Here is a 26575-nt window from a genome sequence, read left to right as displayed (position 1 = left end):
GTGTGTGTTTAAAATTTAACATTGATACCGGCAGTAATCGTGGTAGTTCTTGGGTAAAAATTCCTGTCATCTACACCAGGATACAACCCAGTATCCTGAACTTCAGGATCTCTACCGGTGTATCCAGTAATTACAGCCAGGTTCCGTGCATTAGCATATACTCTAAGGGCATTGAAAGGACTATTTTCTCCAAATTTGAAATTATAACCAAGAGTTACGTTATCTAGCTTTACAAAATCACCACTTTCCAGATAATAATCTGAATACTGAGGCTGTTCACTAATATGGCTATACTGGTCTAAAGCAGAGGTCAAAACATTTCCTCCAATATTAGGGTTTCCATAAAACAGGTCTACTGTATTCAGGATATCATAATCGAATTTTCCTCGTAAGAAAATGGTAAGATCAAAGTTCTTATAGCGAAATGTATTAGTCAGTGATGCATTGTACTTTGGCATCCCGTTTCCTATTATCGCATTATCTTCTTCCGGACTAATCTCACTTGCTGTTGCAACTGATCCATCGGCTTTATAAAATAGCCATTCTCCCTCCTGTGTAAACCCGGCAAACCTTTTCCCGTAGAAATTCCCAATTGGTCCTCCTTCTGTATTTCTAATTGCATCACCTAAATTTCCTGGGTTTCCAATATTTCCCCCAAAAATTTCACTGGCAATAAACTGATCATTTGAAAGAGTTGTTAGTTCGTTTTCCTGATAACTACCAGCCATGTCGATAGTCCAGCTAAAGTCTTCAGAATTAATGGCTCTAAAAGACATTCCTAATTCTACCCCTTTATTGGTTATAGTACCAACATTGGTATAAATAGTACGCTGAACAAACGGTGGTTGAGGCACTTCATAACTTAAAAGCAAATCTTCAGTACGTCGGTTATAAACATCCAAAGCCCCCGTTAATCTGTTATTAAATAGACCAAAATCCAATCCAACGTTCCATTCCTTCTTTCTTTCCCATCTTAAGTCAGGGTTAGGGTTCTTATTAGCTCCGTAGGTTTGATAGAAAGTAGGGATATATTGTCCATCGGCATTTGGGGAGTCTGGATATATTGGATAACGTCCACCAGTACCAAGGGTCACTAAAGATTGATAATTCGGAATGCCCTGATTTCCGGTAATACCATAATCAGCTCTTAGTTTAAGATTAGAAACAAAGTCTGTATCTTCCATAAAAAGTTCATCTGATATTAACCAGGCAGCAGAAACGGCAGGGAAATTACCCCATTTATTATTAGCTCCAAATTTAGAAGACCCTTCCCTACGCATAGATGCCTGCAAGAAGTAGCGATCTTTAAAAGAATAATTTACCCTCGAAAAAAATGCGATAAGTGTATTATCATTCTTAAAACTGTTTAAACTTGGGCGGGGCAAATCGGTATCGATAATAGCATTACCAGCCCCAAAATTCCAGTCTAAAAATGCATCAGTAGTGAAACCACTGTTATTCATATCAAAGGTCTCTTGCGTGGTATACTGGTAACTATATCCTCCTAAAAGATCAAAAGTATGATCTCCTATTTCTCTCTCGAAGGTTAAGGTAGGTTCAAAAGTAGTGGTGTGATCCAATAGGTTGGATTTATAAGCATAACCAGTTCCCAGGTACTCACTTCCGTCATTATACTGATTCCAATCCTGGATTGATCGATGCTGCCTGTCATTCCATGTATTGCGTTGGTAAGATCCAAATGCAGCAACTATTAAGCCTTCTGTAATTTCAAAGGAAGCTTTAGCATCACCTGAAAAAGTTTGCTGTTGTCGCTTATTAAACCTGTTTTCATATTCAGAAAAGGGATTATAGCCTCTTTGAGGTTGATAAAAACCGAATTTCCCTTCATTATACAAATCGGTTCCTTCGTCCACAGAGTAAGGAGCATATATTGGCGCAGTGGGATTCCAATCTGTTACAATACCAAATTGACCTCCCCCTAATAAATTAGCATTGTTAAAGTTGGTCACAATACTGGACTGAAAATTCAATCTATCGTCGAAAGCAGATTGATTAAAACTAGCTCTAACCCCAAATTCTTCTCGTTCATTTTCCAATGCAATTCCTTCAAGATTTCTGTAATATAATGAAACCCTGTAATTACTGTTTTCTCCCCCACCGGAAGCTACAAAATTATGATACTGGCTAAGGTTCGTATCATTAACAAGTTCGTCAAAAATATCTGTACTATAGCCGAAATCATTGGAAGAGAATACACCATCTTCCATAGCTTGCCTATATTGTGCTGCAGATAAAAAATCTGGTTTAGCATTCACAAAATCCCGGGATAAAAATGTCGAATATTCAAAACTAGTTATTCCAGCTTTACCTTTTTTGGTAGTTATTAATATAACACCATTATTCCCTCGGGTTCCATAAATTGCCGAAGCGGCACCACTTTTAAGTACATCAAAAGACTCAATATCATTTTGCTGCACAAGGTCTAAACTACCACCTGGAATACCATCTATAACAATTAGAGGTTCGGTATTACCGGTTATTGAGGTCACCCCTCTAAGTTGAATAGATGTTCCTGCATTCGGATTATTGCCTGCAGGTCTGGTAATTGACAAACCAGGCACTTTCCCTTGAATAAGGGACAAGGCATTAGTAACAACACCCTGATTAAAATCATCTTCAGTTACTTTAGTAATAGAAGTAGTTACAGACCTTCTATTTTGCGTACCATACCCTACCAGAACTACCTCATCCAAAGATTCCTGGCTGGCTTCCATTTCGATATCAATCGAAGATTGACCATTTACATCTTGTTCAACAGTCTGCATTCCAACGAAAGAGAAAACCAGTACAGCATCCTGATTTTCTAATGTTATAGAGTAATTTCCGTCAAAATCAGTTTGAGCTCCATTGTTAGTTCCTTTTTCCTGGATTGTCACCCCCGGTAGAGGTAATCCATCAGAATCAGTAACAGTACCTGTAACCGTATTTTGGTTCAGCGCATTTGGATATGCCTGGACAATCTGAAATACCATGAATAAGAAAAACAAAAAATATTTGCGATTCAATCGAAGGTAAATAGACCTTAAAAACAGGCTAGTCTTTTTTTCCATATTAGTTTAAAGTTGAGTTAGTATTTAACAATAAATTAGTAAAGCTAATATACTAAAACGGTTTAGTTAAAAAAATAATATTTAAAAATTATATGATTTTAACATAATATATGTTGGTGAAATAGGTCTTTAAATGTTTAGAAAATCAGGAAAAGTACTTTGTCTCAAGGGGAATATGGAAACCACCTGATAGCATATTTAGAAGGATACTCATTATTTTATAATTTATTGAATCTATCAAAAGCTTATCAAATATTTTTTCTTCCAAATACAGGAAAAAAATATCAGGTACATTTTTTCTAAAAAAAAGCTGCCTAGGATTTTAACCAATTCCAATATATATATATGAGGACAATTAAATAATTGCAGACCAAAAGTGCCTCAAATCTCATCATTTATAACTTTCGAAAAAATGTGGGAAGTGCATAGAAAAAGCAACTTTTAACCAGGCAGGACACTGAAGCACGCATTAAATGGCTGCTTTACTAAAACACAATGATTTTTTTAAAGCCATATCTTGTTTTGCTAAATCGTTTTAGTATATTAGCCTGATATACTTAGTTAAGCACCTGTTTAATCATTAGAGAATGAACAATTTTCTTAAATCTTCTCATTATTTATCAAAGAGATACTACGCAATGAAATTTTTCATTTCGATCGAAGCTCTTATTCCACTTATGATTTTCACAAACTTAAATACATATAGTTGAAACGATTAACCTCTTAAACCAATTGAAATGGACAAAAAAAATAAGGATTTAAATAAATTTTCAAGAAGAAAGTTTATAAGCCGTACCGCAACAGTTGCCGCGGGTATTTCTATCGTTCCAAGGCATGTACTTGGAGGAGTTGGATATACATCCCCTAGTGACAAATTAAATATTGCTGGGATTGGCGTAGGTGGAATGGGACGAGCTAATCTTAGGGAAATGGCAGGGGAAAATATTGTAGCCCTTTGTGATGTGGATTGGAAATATGCCCAAAGAGCATTTAATGATTATCCTCAGGCTAAAAAGTTTAAGGATTACCGTAAGATGTTAGATGAAATGGGTGATGATATAGATGCAGTTGTAATAGCAACTCCTGATCATACTCACGCTGTAACGGCTGCTGAGAGTATGAAAATGGGGAAACATGTATATTTACAGAAACCTCTTACCCATTCTATTTATGAATCCCGGTACCTAACCGAACTCGCTAAGGAAACAGGTGTTGCCACCCAGATGGGTAACCAGGGGCATTCTGGGGAAGGTACCAGACTTTTTGCTGAATGGATTCGAAATGGAGAAATTGGTGATCCTATTGAAGCGCATTGTTGGACTAACCGCCCCATTTGGCCACAAGGATTGGAAAGACCAGAAAACGAACCGGCTATTCCTTCTACTCTTGATTGGGACCTCTTTATAGGACCTGCTGAATATAGATCATATCATCCAGCATATACACCCTGGAATTGGAGAGCATGGTGGGATTTTGGAACTGGTGCATTAGGTGATATGGGCTGCCATATTATGGATCCCGTATATTTTGCTCTTGATTTAGATCATCCCAAAGCCTTTGAAGGTAGCTCATCCCAGGTAAATACCGAAAGTGCTCCCATTGCAGAAAAAGTAATTTATTATTTCCCTGAACAATCTAAGCTGAATAAAATAAATAGACCTGAACTAAAATTAACCTGGTATGACGGGGGATTAATGCCGGAAAGACCTGAAGGTATTAAACCAGGAAAAGTCCTTGGGGATAATGATGGAGGAGCTATGGTGGTAGGTACAAAAGGAACTATTATTTGTGGAACTTATGGCCGTAATCCTTATATCATAGGAAGAGAAGACAATCCACCACAAACCAACAAGGTAATCCCACGGGTGGAAACCAGCCATGAGATGGACTGGGTTAGAGCTTGTAAAGAGTCTAAAAATAACCGTGTTGAGGCAAGTTCGCACTTCGGTTATTCCGGGCCATTTAATGAGGTGGTAGTCATGGGTAATTTAGCGGTTCGATTACAGGATCTGAATAAAAAATTAAACTGGGATGGGAAGAATATGAAAATCACCAATATTGGAGAGAGCGAGGAAATTAAGGTGGTAACTACCGATAAATTCACTGTGGTAGATGGCGATCCAAAATTTAATACCCAGTATGCAACCATTAATGCTCAAGAAGCGGCCGAACAATATATTAAACACAATTACCGAGAAGGTTGGAAATTATAAACTAAACATTATTTTACACAATTTAAACTACAAATATTATGACATATTTACCTAAAATTAAAAAGAAAACCATTGCACTACCTCTCTTGCTTCTTGGTGTTATTTTTACCGGCTGTAAAGATCAAAAAGAAACCAATGAGGACCAGGACAATCCTGAAATAGAAGCTAACTCGGAAGAACTGAAAGATGAGGCAGGTTTAAATGAACTTTCAGAAAAAGAAAAAGAAGAAGGCTGGGAATTACTCTTTGATGGAGAGAGTACAGATGGCTGGCGAGGTTATGGAAAAGATTCCTTTCCCCAGGGCTGGGTTATTGAAGACGGTGCCTTAAAAGTGCAGGGAAGTGGAGCCGGGGAAGCCGGTGGCGGTGGAGATATTATTTATAAAGAGGAGTTTAAAGATTTTGAACTTTCTCTGGAATGGAAAGTTTCTGAAGGTGGCAATAGTGGGATCTTCTACCTGGCTCAGGAAATTGATGACGAGCCTATATATACCTCTGCCCCGGAATTTCAGATATTAGATAATGAAAAACATCCTGATGCTAGACTGGGGAAAGATGGAAATCGACAGTCAGCCTCTTTATATGATTTAATCCCTGCTGAACCTCAAAACGCTAAACCAGCGGGTGAATGGAATAAAGCTTCTATTATTGTTTATAGAGGTACGGTAGTTCACTCTCAGAACGGAGAAAATGTAGTAGAATACCATCTGTGGACTGAAAACTGGAAAGAAATGGTAGCGAATAGCAAGTTTAAAGACTGGGAAAACTTTTTAAACGCAGGAGGAGATGATAAAAAAGGGTATATAGGCCTTCAGGACCATGGTGATGATGTTTGGTTTAGAAACATTAAAATTAAACAATTATAAATAATTTATAACCCTTACCTACAATGGTTATGAATTTAAAAGAACCTCTTTACTTCTGGTAAAAACCAGTGAGTTTAGAGGTTCTTCATTATAAAAGCTAAAAACCTCTTTTTAAATTTTATTTATTCTGTTATTATGAAATCTATATCTTCAAATTTAAGTTTAGCTGGGCTCTTAAAGCCCTATCTACCGATTTTCATTTTATTTACACTTGGTTTTCATAGTCTGGTTTTTGGTAAAGAAAAACGATCTTCTGCACCTTCATTGGTTACTGTAGAAAATAATAATAAATGGTCTCAACTTGCAAATTCTCTTCAGGAGTCCACCTATAAAAATTACTTAGGAGAAAAGGGAGTGTTTATTCAGGATAATAAGGGACAGGATAAATTTCATTACTGGTGGAATGCCCATATGGTAGACATTCTTATAGATGGTTATTTAAGAACCAAGGATAAATCTTATTTACCAAAAATAAAAGATCTGGTTAGGGGAATAAAAATTTCCAATCAGGATAACTTTCAAATTTTTTTTAATGATGATATGGAATGGCTGGGAATTGCCTGTGTAAGGGCTTATCAGGCCACAGGAGATGAAGAATACAAACAGGTAGCAGAATATCTTTGGGAAGAGATAAAAAAGGGCTGGACAGAAGTACACGGAGGAGGAATTATATGGAGAACAGACACGCCCGAAGAAAAAAATGCCTGTTCCAACGGTCCGGGCGCTTTGCTAGCTCTTAATTTATATAATATTAATAATACCCAGGCTGAACTTGAATGGGCCAAAAAGATTTTTGAATGGCAAAAAAACACTCTTGTAGATCCTGTAACAGGGCTGGTGTGGGATAATATATCATATCAAAATGCAGAGCCAGTAATAAATAAAGAACTTGTTTTATCTTATAACCAGGGAACTTATATAGGAGCAGCCACACAATTATTTAACCACACCGGGAATAAAGAATATTTGGAAGAAGCCTGGAAAACGACCAAATCATTAATAACAAGCCCTAAACTTACTTACGAAGGGATTTTAAGAAGCGAGGGTCAGGGTGATGGCGGACTGTTTAAAGGGATTTTGGTAAGAAACTTAACCCTCTTAGCAGAAAATCCCTCGCTGGAAAACCAGAGAAAAGAGTCCCTATTAAATTTCTTAACTTATAATGCTAATACTCTAATAACTTTTGGATTAGATAAGGAAGAAATGGTAGTAGGCCCCAATTGGGCACAAAAACCTAAGGAACATACAGATCTTTCTACACAATTGAGTGGGGTTATGATGATGGAAATGGCTGCCAGGTTAGATTTGAAACAAAAAAAAATAAAAAGGTATTGTCAAAAAAACGATAAAATTCATGAAAAGCCCCATTTTATAAATTTATCTAAGGAAGAAGTTGTAATTGCAGTGCTTGGATCGTCTACGGCTGAAGGAATAGGACCATCAAAAAAAGAAAATGCCTGGGTACCGCGATTTATGGACTACCTCCAGAAAAGCGATACTAATTTCAAGATTATTAACCTAGCAAAGGGTGGTTTTACAACAGCAGACCTACTTCCGGGTGGCCACCCCGATAAAAATATTTCTAAGGCACTTTCTTATAATCCCGATGCAATTATAATTAATTTACCATCTAATGATGCCGCCCAGGGCCGCAGTGCTACAGATCAAATAGAAAATTACCGGAAAATATTTAGTTCTATAAAAAATGAAATTCCGGTTTGGGTAACTACTCCACAACCCAGAAATTTTGAAAAAGCAAAGGTTAATATTCAGAAAGATATGGTAGATGCTACTTACGCGTTTTTTGATGAAGAATTCATCATTGATTTATGGACTTATTTTTCTACAGAAGAAAGTCTTATAAAAAAGGAATATGATAGTGGAGATGGCATACATTTAAATGACGAGGCACATCAATTAATCTTTAAACGTGTTGTTTTCAGCTTATCAAATTTTTTGAAACAAGCTTAATTAATCATCCATTATTTACAATGTAATTATAATAGGTCCTGAAAAGGTATTTTATATACTTGGCAGGGACCTATTTAAAAGCTGCTTATTTATTCTGATATTACCTCTACTTCTCCTCCATCTTTAAACAATTCGTGGGATATAAAATAGCCTTCCAGTTCCTCGTCGTTCACCATTATTTGCTTTAAGTTTCTACCAGAATTTGGCGCATCTATTGTGAATGTTTTACCATTAGGTAGGTTCCATTTAACTTCTTTAAAAATCGGAACTGTCACTAAATATTCGGGATCTGCAGGAGATAAAGGATATAGCCCCATTGCCGAAAAAACATACCAGGCAGACATTTCACCCGCGTCATCCATTCCTGAAAGCGCCAGGTCGTCTTCCCCAACTCCATAAAAATCTTCGAGAATTTCATCTATAATCGCTTGAGATTTTTCAGGTTTGTCTACGAAATAATAGGAAAATGGGGCCTCATGAGCAGGTTGATTACCGTGAGAATATTGACCTATAAAACTGGCTACATTTCTTGCAATATGGTTGGGATTCCAGGGTAGTGTAAATAAAGAATCTAGTTTTTCTTCAAAATTTTCCTTACCTCCGTATAGTTTTACTAACTCAGGCATATCGTGCGGTGCAAAAAATGAAACCTGCCAAGCATTGGCCTCGCGGTACATATATTCATAATAGGGATGTTCGGAATTAAATGGACTAATCCAATCACCGTTTTCTAGTCTTCCACGCATGAAATTACTTGAGGTATCAAAAACATTTTTATAATTTTCCGAACGTTTTATTAAATCTTCATACTTTTTTTCATCACCCAATGCTTTTGCTAATTGAGCTACGGAATAATCATCATAGGCATATTCTAAAGTTTTGGAAACCCCGGCTTTGGCTTTGGTTTCTACTTTAGGATTCTTTACATCAGGATCTGAAATATAGCCTTTTTCAATGTATTCTTTAATATGCGGTCTGGGACCACCTTCTTTGTAGGCGTTATTCAATAAGAATTGATAAGCCTTATCTACATCAAATTCAGCATTTCCTCTTAAATAAGTTCCGGCAATAAATGGAGCGGCGTGATCGCCGTGAAAAAACGTAGGTATAAAACCTGTTTTTTCACCTTTATCAATTAAGGTTTTAATAATATCGGTAGTCACGTCAGGCGAAACAATACTTAAAAGTACCAGTTTATTTCGGTAAGTATCCCAAAACGAAGGATTGGTATAGTAATTAAAATCTTTTTTCTGAATTTCTCCTTTTACATCTTTAAATTCACCATTTACATCGCTTCTTAGCGCCGGCCATAAAAAGGAGCGATAAAATGAAGAGTAAAACATTTCGTTTTGTTTTTTATTTCCACCTGCAACTTCAATAGTTGAAAGTAAATCTTCCCAGCTATCGTTTGCCCGTTTTTTTATCTCCTCAAAATCAGCTTTACCAATTTCTTCTTTCAAATTTTCGGCAGCATTTTCAACACTTACATAAGACAAACCGATTTTAAGGTTCACTGCATCCTTCCCGTCTTCTAAACTTAGAATAGCATAGCCATCTTTTTCTCCCATTTCTTGCACATCAAGCTTTTTAATATTGACATTACTTTCTGCATAAAAATGAATTTTATCGCCTCCTACATGTTGGAGACCGGATATTGAATAATCATCTACTTGCGTTATTTCCCAGTTAGAGACCCCGTGGTTAGCTTTAGCTAAATCGAAAAGGATCTTCCTATCCGATTCATTTTCATAAGTGTACTCGTGGAATCCGCTTCTCAAAGTAGAGGTAAGTCTTACCTTTATTCTATAATCATCCAGTTTCACTTCATAATATCCAGGAGATGCAGATTCTGTGTTATGAGAAAATGAAGATTTAAATGGAGCTTCAGCATTCCCGGAAACCGGAAGAATTGGAATATTACATAAATTCCAGTGTCCTTTATTAGTGTGTGTAAAACCAATAATTTCGGTATCTTCATATTCATAGCCAGCACCAGTACCATACTCAGTTATAGGACTAAGTTGCACCATTGCATTAGGCAAAGAAGAACCTGGAAAAACTAATCCAGCCCAAACCCGCCATCCTTCTGGGGGTGGATACCCTATAAATTCAGGGTCGATTAACGGAGCTGTTCCAATAAAAGGATTAACCAGGGAAGTATAGGATTTTTGAGGTTCATCATCTTCTTTGTCTTTACTACCTTGACTAGTAGAATTACAGGATATAAAGAAAAAAGACACAAAAACTAAAATAAACTTTCCTGCCTGGAAATAAGGGTGCTTTGCTAAGTTCATTTTCTGAGTTATATAATTTTAAATTTCTATTGTCTTTCTAAAAGGGCTTGCGCTTCCATGAGCATAACGCCACTTAGTTGGGTGGATAAATCCACACGACCACTAGGTTCGTCATTCCAATTTGGTCCCGCAAGGCCTGCATTGGTTAACCCATTATGATACAAGGTTTCTGCATTAAATTGAATAAATTCTTCGAATTCTTCCTGTTTATCATCTGGAACATCAGTATTAAGGGTAAGTTGAGTGAAGTATCTAACTAATATGCCTTTAAAAAGTCCGCCGTCTCCTTGCCCTTCATTCTTTAGGACTCCACCCGTGGTTAGTTGGCCGGGCCCTACAACTGAACTCGCTGATTTTAAAGCATCATCTAAATACATATCATCCCCTGTCGCCTGGTGCAATAAGTTTGCAGCGCCAATATAAGTTCCTACGTTATACGTAAATATCCAGTCACTATTTATAACTGCTTCCCCATCATGATAATTGATATTATCCCAAACTAAACCGGATTCCGGGTCTACAAGGGTATCTTTTAGCCAGTGGTAGATTTTCTTCGCCCATTCCAAATCTTCCTGGTCCTGGTCTATTTCATAAAGATAAAGAGCAAATATTGCAGCGGGGCCGTTAGAACATGCGTTTTTGCTATTCGGAGTATCTGTTTTCCAGGCAATACCCCCACCGTGAACTTCGCTCCATCCCTTCTTCACTTCTTCCCACAGCAAATCAGCCACTTCCTTGTATTCTTCATCATCAGTAAGCTTGTATGCACGTAGACAGGCAATCCCAAGCCACTCCATATCGTCTATAAATACGTTTTCATATTTATTTCCATTTTTAATTTTAATTCCTTCCAACAAGGACTTCATTTTTGAAAGGTAAGACTCATCCCCTGTTCTCTCGTAACCATCAATTAGAACGTCAAGCATATGCGCGTTCCACCAATAGTTAAAATTCTCATTACCTTCATTATCCTGCCTAAAAGTTTCATTAGAAGTCAAATAAATACTATAGGTTTGCTCCTGAAGGTTTTCTGCAACCTCTCCCCAATCACCTACCTCTTCTTTCTCCTCCTCACCAGGGTCTACAGGCTGCTGTTCCTCTTCTTCCTCTTCCTGAATCTCTTCCAGGCTATCATCATCTGAAGAGCAGGAAATCAAAAATAACAGGCTGCTAAAAAAAAAGACTCCAAAATTTAAAATTCTCATATTACGTGTATTTATGCTGCATTAAAATGCAGCTATCAATAAATTTTTTAAAACAGTGAAGCTAATATACTAAATCGTTTTAGTTTAAAAAAATGTTAATATGATTTTTAAGTTGTTAGAGAAGCAACTAATGATTTTTTACCAGCGTGGAATTACGTGGGAATAACGTGGTTTTTAATATTATTTCTTTTGGAGATAAATCTTTAGAAGACTTATTAAGCAAGACTAACATTAACTTCATTAATTCAGAAGCCATTTCATCCTTCGGCTGCGCAATTGCAGAAATAGTAGGGGTGTGAATTTTAAAAAACTCGTGGTCATCAAAAGTAAGAATACCAAATTTATCAATAAGCTCCGGTGAATTCTCCTTAAAAACTTCTAATCCACTTTGTGTTAAATAATTCGTAGAAAAATAAATAGCATCCAGGTCTTCTTTGAATATAAACTCTTTAATCAGTTCTTTTTTAATCTTGGGGTTGCCCGAATCAAATTCAATTTCCAGAACCTTAGAAGCAAGTGCATGTTCCTTTGTTGCTTTCAAATATCCTTTTTTCCTATTTGCCATTTGGGTTTGTGTAGTGGCAAGAGTAATAAAACCAATTTTTTTAAAACCATTTTCAATTAAATGAAGTGTCGCTTTGTAAGATGCTTCTTCATTATCTATACCAACATAATGTGTTTTTAACCCGGGAAAATAACGGTCAAATAATATTACAGGAATATCATCCTGGATTAAGGCTTCTACATCATTTCTAATACCGGGACTTGGATTAATTATATAACCATCCACCTGTCTATCTTTAAAAAGTTGGATAAGGTCCCGGGATTTTTTGTCCTTATTTTCGTTACTGCAGAAAAGCACCTTATAATCTTGTTCATAGGCCAGATCTTCTATTTTTCTGGCAATACTGGCGAAGAAATGGTTTGAAATATCCTCCACCATAAAAACAATAATTTTGGATTTGCCCGTACGAAGACTTTGTGCAAGTTGATTGGGTTTATAATTTATTTCTTTAACGTAAGCTAAAACTTTTTCTATCATCTCATCGGATATCTTCTTCTCCTTAGCTTTTCCATTAAGAACAAAAGAGACGGTAGTCGGTGAGATGTTTAATTTTTCTGCAATCCCCTTTACAGAATGTTTTTTAGCTTTTTTCATAAATATGCCCCTATCAAAAATATAAACTCTGGCTTAAAATCTTTTTAAGCCGGGTTTCATTAATATTAAATTTTATTTCCCGACAAATAAAATAAGAATAATTAATTAATACTATTAATAAGGGAATAAAACACCTTTAATAAGCTTTTTGAGTATTATTTTTGATTCTGAAGAAGAGACAATCGAAAAATTTATTATTAATTATTTTTTCGTTGAAGTTCTGAACCGGTAAATACTTAGGTTAAAACAAAGACCTAATTTATATTATTTTCTATGTACAATTCATATATGTTTTTACACCAGGGTGAGTTTTTTAAAATCGATTATATAAGATGGATCAAAATTTAACTTTTATTAATTCTGAAAAACTATTCTTTCAAAATATTTATAACTTCACGATTTATTTTACTAATCCTTTTAATATTCATTTTATCCTTTTTACGATCATAAGTCATCAAACCATTCACCTCTCCTTCAACATCAGTAGTTTGAGTATATACAGCACCTGAAAACCCGGCTCTAATGAGATCTTTAAGCGTTTCTGCATATTCAATATATTTATCCGTAACTTCTTTGGTACTTTCAAACTGTACGTAGCCCCAATTCTTATCTGTTGCCCAAAGATGCCCATCCATAGGCAGCCCGATTCCTCCATACTCACCTAAGACGGTTACGCGGTTAGCATCATATAGGTACAATTGCGGATCTGGATACTGATGTAAATCCAGGATATCTCCGGTTTGAAAATGATTCCCTCCACTAGCGGAATTTATTAGTCTACTTGGATCATAATTACTGGTCCACTCTGTAATTTCCTCAGTCTTAAATTGTCCCCATGCTTCATTAAAAGGAACCCAAACAACAATACCGGGGTACGGCATAAGATAATCCATGATTTCCTTCCATTCTTTACGAAAAATTTCTTCTGATTCAGCAGACCTTACCAGTTCATTACCCTCGAAATATTTACGCATCTGCCAGTCTTTCTGTTGGTCTCCGCTAGGCATATCCTGCCACACCAAAATGCCTAGCTCATCACAATGGGTATACCAGCGGGCTGGTTCAACCTTAACGTGTTTTCGGATCATATTATACCCCATTTCCTTTGTTTTTACAATATCATACTTCAAAGCTTCATCGGTTGGAGCAGTGTAAAGACCGTCCGGCCACCAGCCTTGATCTAAAGGACCGAAATGAAAATAATCTTCATTATTTAATTGCATTCGCACTATTCCATTTTCATCTCTCTTTTTGGATATTTTACGCATTGCGAAATAGCTTTTTACCTCATCGACTATTTCTTTGTCACTTATAAGCTTAACAATTGTTCGGTATAAAAAGGGGGAGTCAGGCGACCATAGCTTTGGATCACTGAGAATTATATCTAAACTTTCCCCGGCGGTAAATTTCGATCTGTTAATCTCTTTATCATCTTCTAAAATTATAACTTCTACTATATCTCCAGATTCAAAGTCTGTAGTTTCTGTATCCAATTTTACGGTATTGTTATCAATATCAGACGTGAAATTGACTTTTTTAAAACTTTTGCGATTAACTGGTTCTAACCATACCGTTTGCCATATGCCCGTTACTGGAGTATAGTATATTCCTTCTGGTTCCCTAACTTGCTTTCCCCGGGGCTGAGGGCCTTCATTTGTAGGGTCCCAAACTCTTATGCTTATCTCCTGCTCTCCATCTTTTAGAAATGGAGTAATGTCAAATGAAAATGGCGTATATCCCCCAGTGTGACTTCCAATTTTCACATTATTGATCCAAATCTCAGCCTCCCAATCTACAGCCCCGAAATTTAATTTTATATTTTTGCCATCCCATTCCTGGGGAATTGTAAAATTTCGATCATACCATAAAACCTGGGACGGCTCCACCCTTCTCATCACCCCGGACAAACTGGATTCTATGGGAAACGGCACCAATATTTCCCCATCATGAGCTGATGGTTTGTTAGTACTTCTACCAGCTATACTATACTCCCATATGCCATTTAAATTTTTCCACTCCTCCCGTTCCATAACGGGGCGCGGGTATTCCGGTAATACATTATCCGGATGAACCTTGTTGGCCCATTCGGTTTTTAGTTTTTCGCCGGCAGGTTGCCATTGGGAAAACGCAGAATATGAAAATAGCACAAAAACGAAAAGAAAACATATCCGAATCAGCTTCATAATTTTTATTGTTTAGGAGTTATAAAATAAGACTAAAACGTTTTATTTAATTAAAAAATATAGATGTTATGGGATCACTTCCGAATAACAATACTATTATTTAACTAGAAAATATTCGAACTTACTTATTCAAATTTATTAATTGATTTAATCGATCAGGATAATCAGTAATAATTCCATCTACACCCATCTCAATTAATCTTTCCATATCAGCTTTCGAATTTACTGTCCAAGGCACAAATTTCATCCCTAATCTATGACTCTTTTCTATTAGCTCAATCTTAGCCAAGCTAAAATTTGGACTATAAATCTGTGGGGTAAAACCCAGAAGATTTATATTTTTTTCTAAGGAAAATTCTTTACTGCCTGTTAGAAATCCTGTTATAACATTGGGGTACTGCCTTTTAATTTGCTGTAGAAGTTTAATATCAAACGATTGTAAATAATACCTGTTATTACCTAAATCTTTTTTTCGCACCACTTCCATAACAAGATCTACAAATTCTGAAGGCGCTGGTTGATAAATTCCGTCTTTTCCCGGAGTAGCTTTAATCTCAATATTATAAATCACTTGAGGGTAATTATAATCTGCTGTAAATTGTTCTACCGAATCGATAAGTTCACTCAACAATGGTATGTAAGCTTTTTTTGACTCCTGGTCGGGAAATTTGGAGTAAAACCTAGTACCTACATCGAATTTACGGATCTCGGAATACTTCATTTGATATACAAATTGTTTTTTTGTATCTCCCTCTTCCAATTCTTCCCCATTTGGAAGTAAACTAATTGACCTATTTATTTGAGGATCATGAGTTACCACTACCTGATTATCTTTACTTATATGCACATCTACTTCAATTACATTTGCTCCCTCTTCTATTGCTTTTATCATTGCAGGAATAGTATTCTCAGGCATAAGACCACTTGCACCTCTATGGCCTTCGTTAAGAAATTTAGGAAATGATTTGATAGCGGTTTCAGGAGGAGAAATTGATGAATCCTGCTTTACTTTACATCCCGTTATACAAAATATAGCGATACAAAATGTCCATAAGTAAAATATGCTTTTTTTCATTAATCAATAATTTTAAATGATTTAATTTTATTAAAGAAAAAATTCCGGAATTACCTTCTGAAAGATGACTTTTATTCGTTAGCCCTCGTTTCTTACAAGTACCGTTATTTTCTATTTTTACAGGATCTTATCTTCGTTTAAGCCTTATCAGCCGTTCGATCAAAAAAATATTTATCTCTTTTTCCAAATCACGCTATTTTTGCATGAGAAGAAAGAAAGATCAAGGTTAGTTGCCGTTTTTGAAATCTTTCCTTCTTTATCAATGCAAACCTTCTAAAAACCAATCTAGCTCCAACTTAGGTGCACTATTCCTTTTTCAACTTTTCATAAGGTCCAGGTTAATTCTCTCTGGATACAACTTTAATAAGAAAAAAATAAAATTAAGGAATAAAACTAAAACGTTTTAGTTTTATTCCTTAATTTTTATAATTTTAATCTCCCATTAATGGAAATAATAACCAGCGTATTCCCCGGTTATTTTTTATTACTTTTCAAAATTTAATTTTTTACAAAAGCTTTAACCATCATTACAGGTTCTTTTGTTAAATTCCTTATAATATACTCTTCTGCAGCTGCCGGTATCACAAAAGATTCGGCATAGTGAAAAAATGAAATACTATCTTTAGTAATTATCTCAATTTTCTCCCCCTCTAACCGACTCAAAACGTGGGCCTGACCTTCTGCTTTAATCGTAGCGGATGTATTAATTTTAAACCTATGGATGTCATTCAAATGTTCTTTATGTGTAGGGAGATGTTGTAATTTAATCAATTAGTCTAAAACCTCCTTTTACTAAAAAGCGGTCCTTTTTTGTGAACTCTGATTCATTAGCGATTCCAATAAATCCTTCAAACGTGTTTATAACATTTACAGATTGTTTTCTAAAAATATATCCCTCTTTATTTTCTTCTTCTAAGTGAAGTACATACGAAATTTCGTTCTGGGTTATGACAGCCTCCTCAGGTAATGCAAAATGAGTAGATTTATTGGTTAATACATCTGCTTCTACAAACATTCCCACAGAAAATTGATCAACTAAACTATCTGGCAAATGGCCGTGTATTTTTAAAGTTCTACTATCCCTGTCAATTGATGTTCCTACCAAATAGATTTTAGCATTAAAAGATTCAGAAGACGACTCAGGAATCCTAAAAGTTATATCCTGATCTTCTTTAATTTTCAAAATATCTTTTTCAAAAGCAATTAGCTCAAGGTGCATATGCTCTTTATCAATAATCTCCATTATACGATCTGTCGGAGAAACAAACATACCCCGACTTATACCTAAATTGGTGACCCTACCGTTAATTGGAGAAAAGATTGTAACTTCTGAAGTTATACTGCCCTCCTCCACCTTGGTAGGATTAATATTAAGCATTCTTAATTTCTGCTTTAAACCATTATACCTGGCAAGATTTTTCCTAAATTCGCTTTCTGCCTGCAGAAATTTCTTTTCTGAAGTTATTTTCTCCTTTAGTAAGGTTTCTTGCCTATCAAAATCTGCTTTAAGATAAGTTAGTTGCTCTGCTACTTCCAGGTACTCTTGCTGGATTTCTATATACTCAGGATTTTCTAATGTAACGACTGCCTGACCAATTTTAACTTCATCTCCAATCAGTAGTGGGATACGTTTTACATATCCTCCTATAAAAGCATTTATTGCCACCCGGCTTTCTGGTGGCACATCTATTTCTCCAGTAGTTTTTACCACTTCAGGGAAGCTTTTTTCCACGAGATTACCCAGTTGCATTTGGTTACTGCTGAATTGATTTGACGTCACAAAAACTTCGTTGGAACCAAGCTTTCCAGCATGATCTTTATTCTCTTCAACATTCCTACAGCTAAGGAGTAAAATGGGAAAAAGGATAAATAATGTAAATTTGATATTTTTCATTCCTGTGGTATTAAATAATTAATGGCAATTACAGTTTGATTATAGGCATTGAGATTCTCTAAATAGGATAAGAGAATTTGATTGGCACTTTCAAGACTTTGAATGTATTCAAGGAAATCGATTTCCCCGTTTTGGTAACTCGAATTAGCAGTTTTAAGAATCTCTGCTGAAAGATCACTCCCTTCATTTTCATAATAAGAAAGCGCCTGACTGTATTTCCTAAGGTCAGCACTTAAGGTGAGGTATTTTGATTCAAGGAAAGCCTTGGCATCTTCCGCTTCTTGTAAAGCTCGCTCCTCTGCAATATCGGTAGCTTTTATACGCGCCGCTTTACCTGTAAATAAAATCGGAATTTTAAGCCCAACCTGGTATCCGTATAAATAATTATTTAACCTGGAATTGGTACCCGTGAAATAATTAATACTTATATCGGGAAATAATTGCTGTTTTCGATAACGAGCATCAGCTTCAAATAGCGAAATCCTTGCCTTATGGTAATCTAAAACCAGGTGTGCCTCTACTCCCATATTTTCAATTTCCAATTTTGGCAGCTCAATTTTGGCTACATCTAATGATTCATTTGCCTGTACCAATCTTTGAAGGTGCTGCCTGGCAATATTAACCGCTTCTCCCGCTTGTTCATACCTTGTTTGTAATTCCCTTTGTTTTGCCTGGGCCGTAATCTTTTCCAGGTAATTTGTTTCTCCCAGTTCAAACCGCCTGGTAGCTGAATGGGAAAAACGTTTATAAATACTATCTAAGTAAGCATATACTTGCTCCCGCTCCATCTCATACTGTAAACGGTAATATGCTGAAGCCAGTGCGCCTTCAAACTCCATTTCGGTAAGTTCGTAGATCAGGCTTTGGAGATTAAACTCTGCTTTATTACGGCTCCGGGCTGAAGTATACACTGTAGGAAAAGAGAAATCTTGTTGTACTCCCCATACTTCTAAAGGTTCGTTGTTTACTGCCAGATTATTTTGATCGTAATGATAATAAACTTCAGTATTACTAAAATCGAAGGCTGTATTTATCATGGCTTCAGCTTCTTTTGTACTAAGCTTAGATGCTTTTAAACCTGCGTTATTCTCCCTGGCAAGTTGTTTTATTTGCTCAAAATTCAGGTCTTTTTTCTGGGCGAAACCTGGTACACTAAATAATAGTAATATCAGCATCGTTCCGCCTCTAAGTTTATTTTTAGCTGGTTTTATACGGGTCGTATTTCCAAAAATGGAATATAAAACCGGCAATACAATGAGAGTAAGTAAAGTAGCTGACACCAAACCTCCTATCACTACGGTTGCTAATGGTCTTTGCACTTCAGCTCCAACATTTGAAGAAACCGCCATAGGAAGAAACCCCAGGGCGGCGGCCGAGGCTGTTAAAAGTACTGCACGCAACCTGTCTTTTGCTCCTGAGATAATAAGATCATTATTATGTGGCACACCTTCTTTTTTTAATTCTTTAAAATGTTCAATAAGAACAATTCCATTCAGCACTGCAATTCCAAACAAGGCTATAAAACCTACTCCTGCGGAAATACTAAAAGGCATATCCCGAATCCATAAAAGTAGAATCCCGCCAACCGAAGCCAATGGTATTGCTGAATAAATTATAAGTGCTTCCTTAACCGATTTAAAGGCGAAATAAAGCAGAATAAAAATTAAAATAAGTGCAATAGGTACGGCTATAAGCAGCCTTTTCCTGGCACTTTCAAGATTTTCAAATTGCCCCCCATACGCTATGTTATAACCTACGGGTAACTCAATATTATTATTGATAAGTAGTTGTATATCATCTACCACCGATTGCAAGTCACGGTTACGAACGTTTACCCCTACAACAATCCTGCGACGGGTATCATCTCTGGAAATTTTAGCAGCACCGGTTTGGTATGAAATATCGGCCAATTCCCGTAATGGTATTTTATCTCCTGAAGGGGTATCTGCATAAAGGTTTTGCAGGCTTTCAAGATCCTTCCTTTTGGCTTGATCCAGTCTTACTACCAGGTCAAATCTTTTTTCACCTTCAAAAACATTACCCACAGTCTTACCAGAAAACCCCATACTTACCAGATCATTAAGATCTGCTATATTCAAGCCGTATCTAGCAATTTTAGACCGATTATATTTTACATTCATTTGGGGAAGTCCTTCAACCTTTTCTACGGTTATATCTGCTGCTCCTTCTACATTGCTTATTAGGTTTTCTATCTCGTTAGCTTTAGTACCTAAAACACTAAGATCTTCTCCAAAGATTTTAATTGCAATATCAGCACGTACCCCAGTGATTAGCTCATTAAACCGCATTTCAATTGGTTGGGTAAATTCTACACCCATACCCGGGATTACAGCAAGAGCCTCTTTAAATTTACCTGCCAGTTCATCTTTACTTTCTGCACTTACCCATTCTCCTTTTGGCTTTAAAGTAATAATCACATCACTTTCTTCCATAGACATAGGATCCGTTGGCACTTCTGCGGCACCTATTCGGGTAACCACCTGATCTACTTCTGGGAAATTATCCAGAAGTATATTCTCAATTTGAGTAGTTAACTTAATAGTTTCACTAAGCGATGTTCCCGTCTTTAGAACAGGTTGAATTACAAAATCCCCTTCATCCAATGTAGGTACAAACTCTCCTCCCATACTATTAAAAATGTATATGGAAATTGCGAGAATTAGTAAAGCAAGAACCAGCACCAGTTTTTTGGCATTAAGAGCAAAACGGATAGCAGGATCATACACTCGGGCTAAAAAACGCATTAAGCTTACAGAAATATTCTTATCTGATAAATTAGATGGTTTTAGAAACAAAGAAGACATAACCGGCACATATGTAAAACAAAGGATCATAGCCCCTATAAGGGCGAAACTAAATGTAAGAGCCATAGGTTTAAACATCTTACCTTCTACTCCGCTAAGGGAAAGAATAGGTATAAAAACAATAAGTATTATCAGTTGACCAAAAACCGCTGAATTCATCATTTTTGAAGCTCCCGAGAAAGTAATTCTATCTTTTACAAGCCTTCTTTCTTGAGACTGGAGATTTTGAAGTTCACCTTTTTTGGCGGTGATTTTAAATGCTATAAACTCCACAATAATTACGGCCCCATCTATGATTATTCCGAAATCTATGGCTCCCAAACTCATTAAATTGGCATCTACACCGAAAATGTACATAAGCGACAGAGCAAATAAAAGACAAAGCGGAATAACTGATGCCACAACCAGTCCCGATCTGAAATTACCTAAAAGAAGAACCACAACAAATATTACAATAAGACAACCGAGTATTAGGTTTTCGGCAATGGTGAAAGTGGTTTTACCAATAAGCACACTCCTGTCAAGGAAACCGTTAATATAAACACCTTCCGGTAAATTTGCCGAAATGGTTTCTACCCGCTCCTTCACTGCTTCAATTACTTTATTTGAGTTTGCGTCCTTAAGCATCATTACCTGCCCCAGTACCTTTTCACCCTCTCCATTGGCGGTAATAGCACCATAGCGGGTGGCATTTCCGAAACCTACGCTAGCAATATCTTTTATATAAACAGGATTACTTCCTATTCTTGTTACTACAATGTTCTCAATGTCCTCTAGTGAAGTAACAAGTCCTTCTCCACGAATAAAGTAAGCCTGGTTTACCTTTTCAATATATCCACCTCCTGCAACACTATTATTCTTTTCAAGGGCCGTGAAGACATCTGTTGTACTTATGTTCATAGCCATAAGTTTTTCTGTATTTATGGCTACCTCGTATTGTTTAAGTTTTCCTCCCCAGCTATTTACCTCTACCACGCCGGGAATACCGGAAAGTTGACGTCTTACAATCCAGTCCTGCATTGTACGAAGCTCCGTAGCAGAATACCGATTTTCGTAACCAGGTTTTGTATCAAGAATATATTGATATATCTCTCCCAGCCCTGTGGTAATAGGACCCATTTCAGGCGTTCCAAAACCTTCTGGGATATTCTGTGAAGCTGATTCAATTTTTTCGGAAATTAGTTGCCGGGGTAAATAAGTTCCCAAATTATCTTCAAAAACAATAGTAACTACCGAAAGGCCAAATTTTGAAACAGAACGTATTTCTTTAACCCCAGGTAAATTTGCCATTTCAAGTTCTACAGGATAGGTGATGAATTGCTCCATATCCTGGGTAGAAAGATTCTGGGAAGTAGTTATTACCTGTACCTGGTTATTGGTGATATCAGGAACAGCTCCAATAGGAATTTGAGTGAGCGAATAAACACCATAGCCGGCAATAAACAGGGTAAACAGAAGAACAATAAGTTTGTTCTCCAAACTAAATTTTATAATTTTTGAAAGCATAAAATTGTGTATAAAACAAATGAACCACAAGAAAACATCTTGTAGGTAAGAATTTTAAAAGCTAAAATTTTATGCTAATCGAGGAGGCTGAAAAATCTCGGATTCTCTAATAGAAGAATAAGATTCTGAATAAAAAAAGATAGGTGAAGTGTTTGAACCTAAAATGACCTTAGAAGAAAAATAATCATTAGGTATATGAACAAATACAATAAAATTATGAATATTACATTGGTGGCTAAATGGGAGTTTTTCATGCTCATCTTTTTCCTCCTGATTATCTCTCGTATGTTTCTCTTTTAATTCGCCATAATGTTTAGATAGAAAAATTTCAAAGCTATCCCCGTAGGTACTAGCATGAAAATTCACGTGTTCAACCAAATCCCCAATTTGCGCTAAATCCCTTAGGCTTAGGGTAAATCCCTGGAATAGAAAGAGCATAGATAGACCAATGGAAAGGATAGAATTCATTTTATAAAAATAAAACCGTGACTGAATGAAGCGCCAGAATTAATTCCAAATATATGAAAGTTATTAATTTTAACTTCGTAGTATGAAGAATTTAAACCAATTATAAACACTTAAATTTCCTAATCTGTTTTAATTTGATTTTGTTTATTAAACATCCCTGATAATCCTGATCTTTTAATCTTCAATTTGCGTGATTATTTTAATCTTTTTCTATTAACTTTATTATATATATAAAGTCGTTATGTTAGATAACAAACCACCAGAACGGTCTCGAAAAAATGAAACGGTTCTTCATTCGGGTGGAAAAAGATTATTTTTCAATAAAGAATATATAGGAGAATTTGTCTATGGAGGTATAGATGGAGCAATAACAACCTTCGCTGTCGTAGCCGGTGCCGAAGGCGCAAGCCTGGGGATTTCGGTAGTGATCATACTGGGTTTAGCTAATTTAATTGCAGATGGTTTTTCTATGTCTGTAGGTAATTTTTTCTCTACCAAAGCCGAGAAAGATAATTTCGATAAACACAGGCAGGTAGAATACTGGGAAATTGAAAATTTAAGAGAAAAGGAAGTTCAGGAAATAAGGGAGATCTATAGCGCGAAGGGCTTTAGTGGAGAATTGCTGGAACAGGTAATAGAAGTAATAACAGCCAACAAGGATGTTTGGGTAGATACTATGATGAAAGAGGAACTCGAGATGGTAAGAGGTGAAAAAACTCCGTATAAAACGGCCGGAGTCACTTTTATAAGTTTTATAGTGGTGGGAGCCGTTCCTCTTCTTTCTTATGTATTTATGAGTGATGATACCTCCAACATAAATTCTCAACTTTTTCTTTATTCCTGTATTCTTACCGCAGTTGCACTTTCAATTGTGGGAGCACTAAAAAGTTTAGTAACTGAAAAAAATGTAATTATAGGAATTCTCGAAACCCTTTTATTGGGTGGAATTGCGGCATTTCTTGCCTATTACGTAGGAGACGTACTGGAAAAAATGTTTTTATAGTTTAATTCGGGATAATTCATTCTTGTCTAAAAAATAAATATCTAGTTAAGAATGCTATTCCTCAAATAATAATTGGAATCTATCCATTTAGAATCCTAAGCTCATAGTAAATTTACCGTAAAATAAAAATGCCCTTCCAAAAAATGAAAGGGCATACACTATTAATCAAAAACATTTTAAAATTGAAATGCGTATTGAATCTCTAGGCCGAAAGCCAGTGTCCTAACTTCTTCAACATATAGGACTGAATTCATATCACTTCGGGAAGACAAAAGACTACCAGTTGTAAAAGCTGTTGGATTCTGATTATTATAATCAATAAGCCTTTCCCCTGAAACACCAGGTTTAATATCATTAAGTCCGTAATCCATGAATAACCCCATATAAAGGGACTGACTGTTTTCCAACATAAGTTTCACTCCACTTTCCAGGTGGGCTACAAAGTTGGTTTGCAGATCCAGACCAGATTTAACACTATTCACTACACCAAATTCACCAAATCCCGCAAATTGTGGATCGGCAAGTTCAACATCGTATTGGGGATAATAACCAATGGTTTCAAGAGAAGTTGCTGAACTTCTGTATTTTGAATCTAAAACCAAACCTGCCTTAACCCCGGCAGCTGCATAAAATCGCGTCATCCCAGTGGATTCATACTGAATTTTTAGTGGGATATGCAGAAAATATACTTCCTGGTTCTCCGAAAAATTATTAGCATTATACCTAAATTCAAACTCCTCCCCTTCTGGATCCTGGGTCATAAATGCACCCTGGATATTGGGTAAAAACACCGACCCTTCCATGTACTGGAATTCAGCACCTGTACCAATACTCCAGTTATCTGAAAGGTAATAGGCATACTTAGCTCCAACACCAAAACCATTCTCCAGTTCGCTATTATTTCCTAACGCTTCATAACTTAACTCAGAAAACGAACCCTGCAGGTAAAATGAGACTTCATTATTAGATTGAGCCAAAACCTGCCCGCTCACACAAATTAGCGTAAACATTATTACTAACCTCAAAACGCCTAGCTTATTGGTTGATTTTATATTATTAATTTTCATAATTATGATTAATCTTTATTGTTTTTTTAAACCTACAAGCACTCCTTATCTGATAATAAACTTAACAGACCTATTGATATTCTCCGTTCTAATTTTGAGTACATAAACACCCATTTGAAGCGTGTACGGTAAGGTTATGCTTGTTATTTTCCTGTTCGATTTCATTTCCTTGATAAGCATCCCGTTAAGATTGTGTATGGACAGCTGCATGGTTTCAAGTTCTTCTTTAGGGAAATCCGCCAATAGTTCCATTGTTCCCCCTGAACTAACAGGGTTAGGTGCTAATGAAACGTTCAAGGAACTCCTCAATTGGATCTCAGAAGTACAGGTTTTCAAAATCTCTCCGTCCTCGGTTTCCAGTACTACGTAATAAGAACTCCCTGCATCCAAAAGGTCATCCGCATTTTTTCCTGCAGAAAAGTATTGTTCATTCCCGATTACCGAACCATCTTTATACCAGCGGTAACTCACAAAGTTGTAACCGCCATTGGTCTCAGGATTATTATTCACCAGCATTACATTATTAAACTTCTGAATCACGATATCCTCGAAATTGAAATTCTTCTCTACTGTAATATTATAGGTCCTGGTGGAATTTCCATCTTCCGATGTCACGGTTAGCGTTTCCCGGTAGATCCCAGGTGTTGGCGTATTCATAGTAAAGCTATTATTCTGATCGATTGAAGAACCCTGGTTTTGTTCAAGTTCAATTTGAACCTCATTCTCAGAATTTCCACAACCAATGAGATAATAAATATCCTCATCAGGATTGGAATAAGTAACTCCATTGATTATCGCCGTATTCAGGAGAGCTTCACTACCATTTATAGTTAATGTTCTCACAACCGGATCAGCCGCTTCATAGTTTTGGTTTCCTTCCTGAGTAGCGGTAATAACAACTTGTCCTCCACCTAGAATTCTAACAAATCCTCGAGGACCAACTGTGGCCGCAGGATTCGCTGTCTCATAAGTATAAGAATAAATTACCGGTAACCCAGAAGTGGAAGTCGCATTTAATTGAAGATGTTCATCGGTTAGTTGATTTAGATCTTCAAGTTCATCAAAAGTGATACTCTGCGATGCTTTATCAATTGACATATTCGCTGTTAACATCAGATCTTCATATCCCTCTAGGCTTACTGTTGCGGTCACAATATAAGTCCCCGCCTTAGTTTGTTCGTTATTGTCATATTCTACTGTAGCACCTTCAGGAAGACCATCGACGAAAATACTATGTTCAGTGCCATCATAAGTAAAGGTGTTACCTTCAAAAGTCACTCCTGTGATTTCCGGGACATCAACGATTGGAGCTTCAAAATCTTCCACCGTTACAATAGCGGATTCTGAAGTCTCATTACCGCTAAAGTCGGTCACTGTCAAGGTCACTGTAACAGGATTATCCACATTCGATCGGCTAAAGCTTTCAATATCAAGGCTCATCGATGTAATCTTACAGTTATCTGAGGAGCCGTTATCAATATCTTCAGGAGTGATAGTGGCGTACCCATCTACGTCCAATCGAACAGTGATGTTTTGCGTTAAGGCTAGCGGGACAACAGAATCCTCTACCCTTACTATGGCTGTTCCTTCAGAAACATTACCGTTATTATCGGTAAGAGTTAAAGTCACCTGATTCTCACCAACATTTTCACAGCTCAACTCTGTTATATCCAAACTAAAATCTGAAATTCCACAAGCATCAGATGAGCCATTGTCGATCATTGCCGGAGTGATAGTTGCATTTCCTTCAGCATCCAGTTGAACAGTGATGTTCT

At 36.4% G+C, this 26575-nt stretch carries 16 protein-coding genes; 4 read left to right on the top strand and 12 right to left on the bottom strand.

From position 1 onward, the window contains the following. Positions 1-8 precede the first annotated feature (8 nt). Positions 9-2993 (bottom strand): SusC/RagA family TonB-linked outer membrane protein, encoded by a 2985-nt coding sequence (locus B5X53_RS08655; protein WP_234999245.1) that lies wholly within the window; start codon positions 2991-2993, stop codon positions 9-11. An 815-nt stretch (positions 2994-3808) separates the two neighbouring features. On the opposite strand from B5X53_RS08655, the gene B5X53_RS08650 reads away from it, so the two are divergent. The 3 genes from B5X53_RS08650 to B5X53_RS08640 all read left to right on the top strand — a co-directional run bounded on the left by B5X53_RS08650 (position 3809) and on the right by B5X53_RS08640 (position 8121). Further along, positions 3809-5284, top strand: a complete 1476-nt coding sequence (locus B5X53_RS08650) for a Gfo/Idh/MocA family protein (RefSeq protein ID WP_079712848.1) — start codon at positions 3809-3811, stop codon at positions 5282-5284. A gap of 38 nt (positions 5285-5322) precedes the next feature. After that, positions 5323-6150, top strand: coding sequence for a 3-keto-disaccharide hydrolase (locus B5X53_RS08645; protein ID WP_079712847.1), 828 nt, complete (start codon positions 5323-5325; stop codon positions 6148-6150). A gap of 135 nt (positions 6151-6285) precedes the next feature. Continuing rightward, complete coding sequence (locus B5X53_RS08640) at positions 6286-8121, top strand: glycoside hydrolase family 76 protein (RefSeq protein ID WP_079712846.1); 1836 nt, start codon at positions 6286-6288, stop codon at positions 8119-8121. A gap of 89 nt (positions 8122-8210) precedes the next feature. Here B5X53_RS08640 and B5X53_RS08635 read toward each other — a convergent pair whose 3' ends face one another. From B5X53_RS08635 to B5X53_RS08595, 9 genes are all read right to left on the bottom strand, one after another. Next, a complete protein-coding gene (locus B5X53_RS08635) occupies positions 8211-10415 on the bottom strand; it encodes a GH92 family glycosyl hydrolase (protein ID WP_079712845.1) in 2205 nt (734 codons plus the stop codon). Positions 10416-10441: 26 nt separating this feature from the next. Beyond that, positions 10442-11620: a glycoside hydrolase family 76 protein gene (locus B5X53_RS08630; RefSeq protein ID WP_079712844.1), complete on the bottom strand. Its 1179-nt coding sequence runs from the start codon at positions 11618-11620 to the stop codon at positions 10442-10444. Between the two features lie 127 nt (positions 11621-11747). After that, complete coding sequence (locus tag B5X53_RS08625) at positions 11748-12779, bottom strand: LacI family DNA-binding transcriptional regulator (RefSeq protein WP_079712843.1); 1032 nt, start codon at positions 12777-12779, stop codon at positions 11748-11750. A gap of 368 nt (positions 12780-13147) precedes the next feature. Next, positions 13148-14962: a glycoside hydrolase family 2 protein gene (locus B5X53_RS08620; RefSeq protein WP_079712842.1), complete on the bottom strand. Its 1815-nt coding sequence runs from the start codon at positions 14960-14962 to the stop codon at positions 13148-13150. A 121-nt stretch (positions 14963-15083) separates the two neighbouring features. After that, complete coding sequence (locus B5X53_RS08615) at positions 15084-16037, bottom strand: glycerophosphodiester phosphodiesterase family protein (protein WP_079712841.1); 954 nt, start codon at positions 16035-16037, stop codon at positions 15084-15086. Between the two features lie 498 nt (positions 16038-16535). Continuing rightward, positions 16536-16808, bottom strand: a complete 273-nt coding sequence (locus tag B5X53_RS08610) for a hypothetical protein (RefSeq protein ID WP_079712840.1) — start codon at positions 16806-16808, stop codon at positions 16536-16538. Then, entirely contained in the window at positions 16801-17931 is a 1131-nt protein-coding gene (locus B5X53_RS08605) for an efflux RND transporter periplasmic adaptor subunit (protein ID WP_079712839.1), read from the bottom strand. Before B5X53_RS08605 ends, B5X53_RS08610 begins: the two co-directional genes overlap by 8 nt. Beyond that, complete coding sequence (locus B5X53_RS08600) at positions 17928-22262, bottom strand: CusA/CzcA family heavy metal efflux RND transporter (protein ID WP_079712838.1); 4335 nt, start codon at positions 22260-22262, stop codon at positions 17928-17930. Before B5X53_RS08600 ends, B5X53_RS08605 begins: the two co-directional genes overlap by 4 nt. Positions 22263-22331: 69 nt before the next feature. Further along, on the bottom strand, positions 22332-22730 hold the full coding sequence (locus B5X53_RS08595; protein ID WP_143533249.1) for a hypothetical protein: 399 nt from the start codon (positions 22728-22730) through the stop codon (positions 22332-22334). Between the two features lie 241 nt (positions 22731-22971). Between B5X53_RS08595 and B5X53_RS08590 the strand changes: the two genes are divergently transcribed. Beyond that, positions 22972-23733 (top strand): VIT1/CCC1 transporter family protein, encoded by a 762-nt coding sequence (locus B5X53_RS08590; RefSeq protein ID WP_079712836.1) that lies wholly within the window; start codon positions 22972-22974, stop codon positions 23731-23733. A gap of 176 nt (positions 23734-23909) precedes the next feature. Here the strand turns inward: B5X53_RS08590 and B5X53_RS19320 are convergent, their stop codons facing one another. Then, positions 23910-24758, bottom strand: coding sequence for a hypothetical protein (locus tag B5X53_RS19320; RefSeq protein WP_232764153.1), 849 nt, complete (start codon positions 24756-24758; stop codon positions 23910-23912). Positions 24759-24845: 87 nt separating this feature from the next. Continuing rightward, positions 24846-26575, bottom strand: a 1730-nt coding sequence (locus B5X53_RS08580; RefSeq protein WP_143533248.1) for a T9SS type A sorting domain-containing protein, incomplete at its 5' end; no start/stop codon positions are given.

It is taken from the genome of Salegentibacter salinarum (assembly GCF_900168115.1).
In the GTDB taxonomy this organism is placed as follows: domain Bacteria; phylum Bacteroidota; class Bacteroidia; order Flavobacteriales; family Flavobacteriaceae; genus Salegentibacter; species Salegentibacter salinarum.
This window is presented reverse-complemented; position numbering and strand designations above follow the sequence as displayed.

Bases quoted from the DNA above. Each gene is read 5' to 3' on its own strand.
- B5X53_RS08655 (WP_234999245.1), bottom strand. From the start codon at position 2,993: ATGGTATTTCAGATTGTCCAGGCATATCCAAATGCGCTGAACCAAAAT.
- B5X53_RS08620 (WP_079712842.1), bottom strand. From the start codon at position 14,962: ATGAAGCTGATTCGGATATGTTTTCTTTTCGTTTTTGTGCTATTTTCA.
- B5X53_RS08630 (WP_079712844.1), bottom strand. From the start codon at position 11,620: ATGAGAATTTTAAATTTTGGAGTCTTTTTTTTTAGCAGCCTGTTATTT.
- B5X53_RS08650 (WP_079712848.1), top strand. From the start codon at position 3,809: ATGGACAAAAAAAATAAGGATTTAAATAAATTTTCAAGAAGAAAGTTT.
- B5X53_RS08590 (WP_079712836.1), top strand. From the start codon at position 22,972: ATGTTAGATAACAAACCACCAGAACGGTCTCGAAAAAATGAAACGGTT.
- B5X53_RS08640 (WP_079712846.1), top strand. From the start codon at position 6,286: ATGAAATCTATATCTTCAAATTTAAGTTTAGCTGGGCTCTTAAAGCCC.
- B5X53_RS08625 (WP_079712843.1), bottom strand. From the start codon at position 12,779: ATGAAAAAAGCTAAAAAACATTCTGTAAAGGGGATTGCAGAAAAATTA.
- B5X53_RS08645 (WP_079712847.1), top strand. From the start codon at position 5,323: ATGACATATTTACCTAAAATTAAAAAGAAAACCATTGCACTACCTCTC.
- B5X53_RS08600 (WP_079712838.1), bottom strand. From the start codon at position 22,262: ATGCTTTCAAAAATTATAAAATTTAGTTTGGAGAACAAACTTATTGTT.
- B5X53_RS08635 (WP_079712845.1), bottom strand. From the start codon at position 10,415: ATGAACTTAGCAAAGCACCCTTATTTCCAGGCAGGAAAGTTTATTTTA.
- B5X53_RS08595 (WP_143533249.1), bottom strand. From the start codon at position 22,730: ATGAATTCTATCCTTTCCATTGGTCTATCTATGCTCTTTCTATTCCAG.
- B5X53_RS08605 (WP_079712839.1), bottom strand. From the start codon at position 17,931: ATGAAAAATATCAAATTTACATTATTTATCCTTTTTCCCATTTTACTC.
- B5X53_RS08615 (WP_079712841.1), bottom strand. From the start codon at position 16,037: ATGAAAAAAAGCATATTTTACTTATGGACATTTTGTATCGCTATATTT.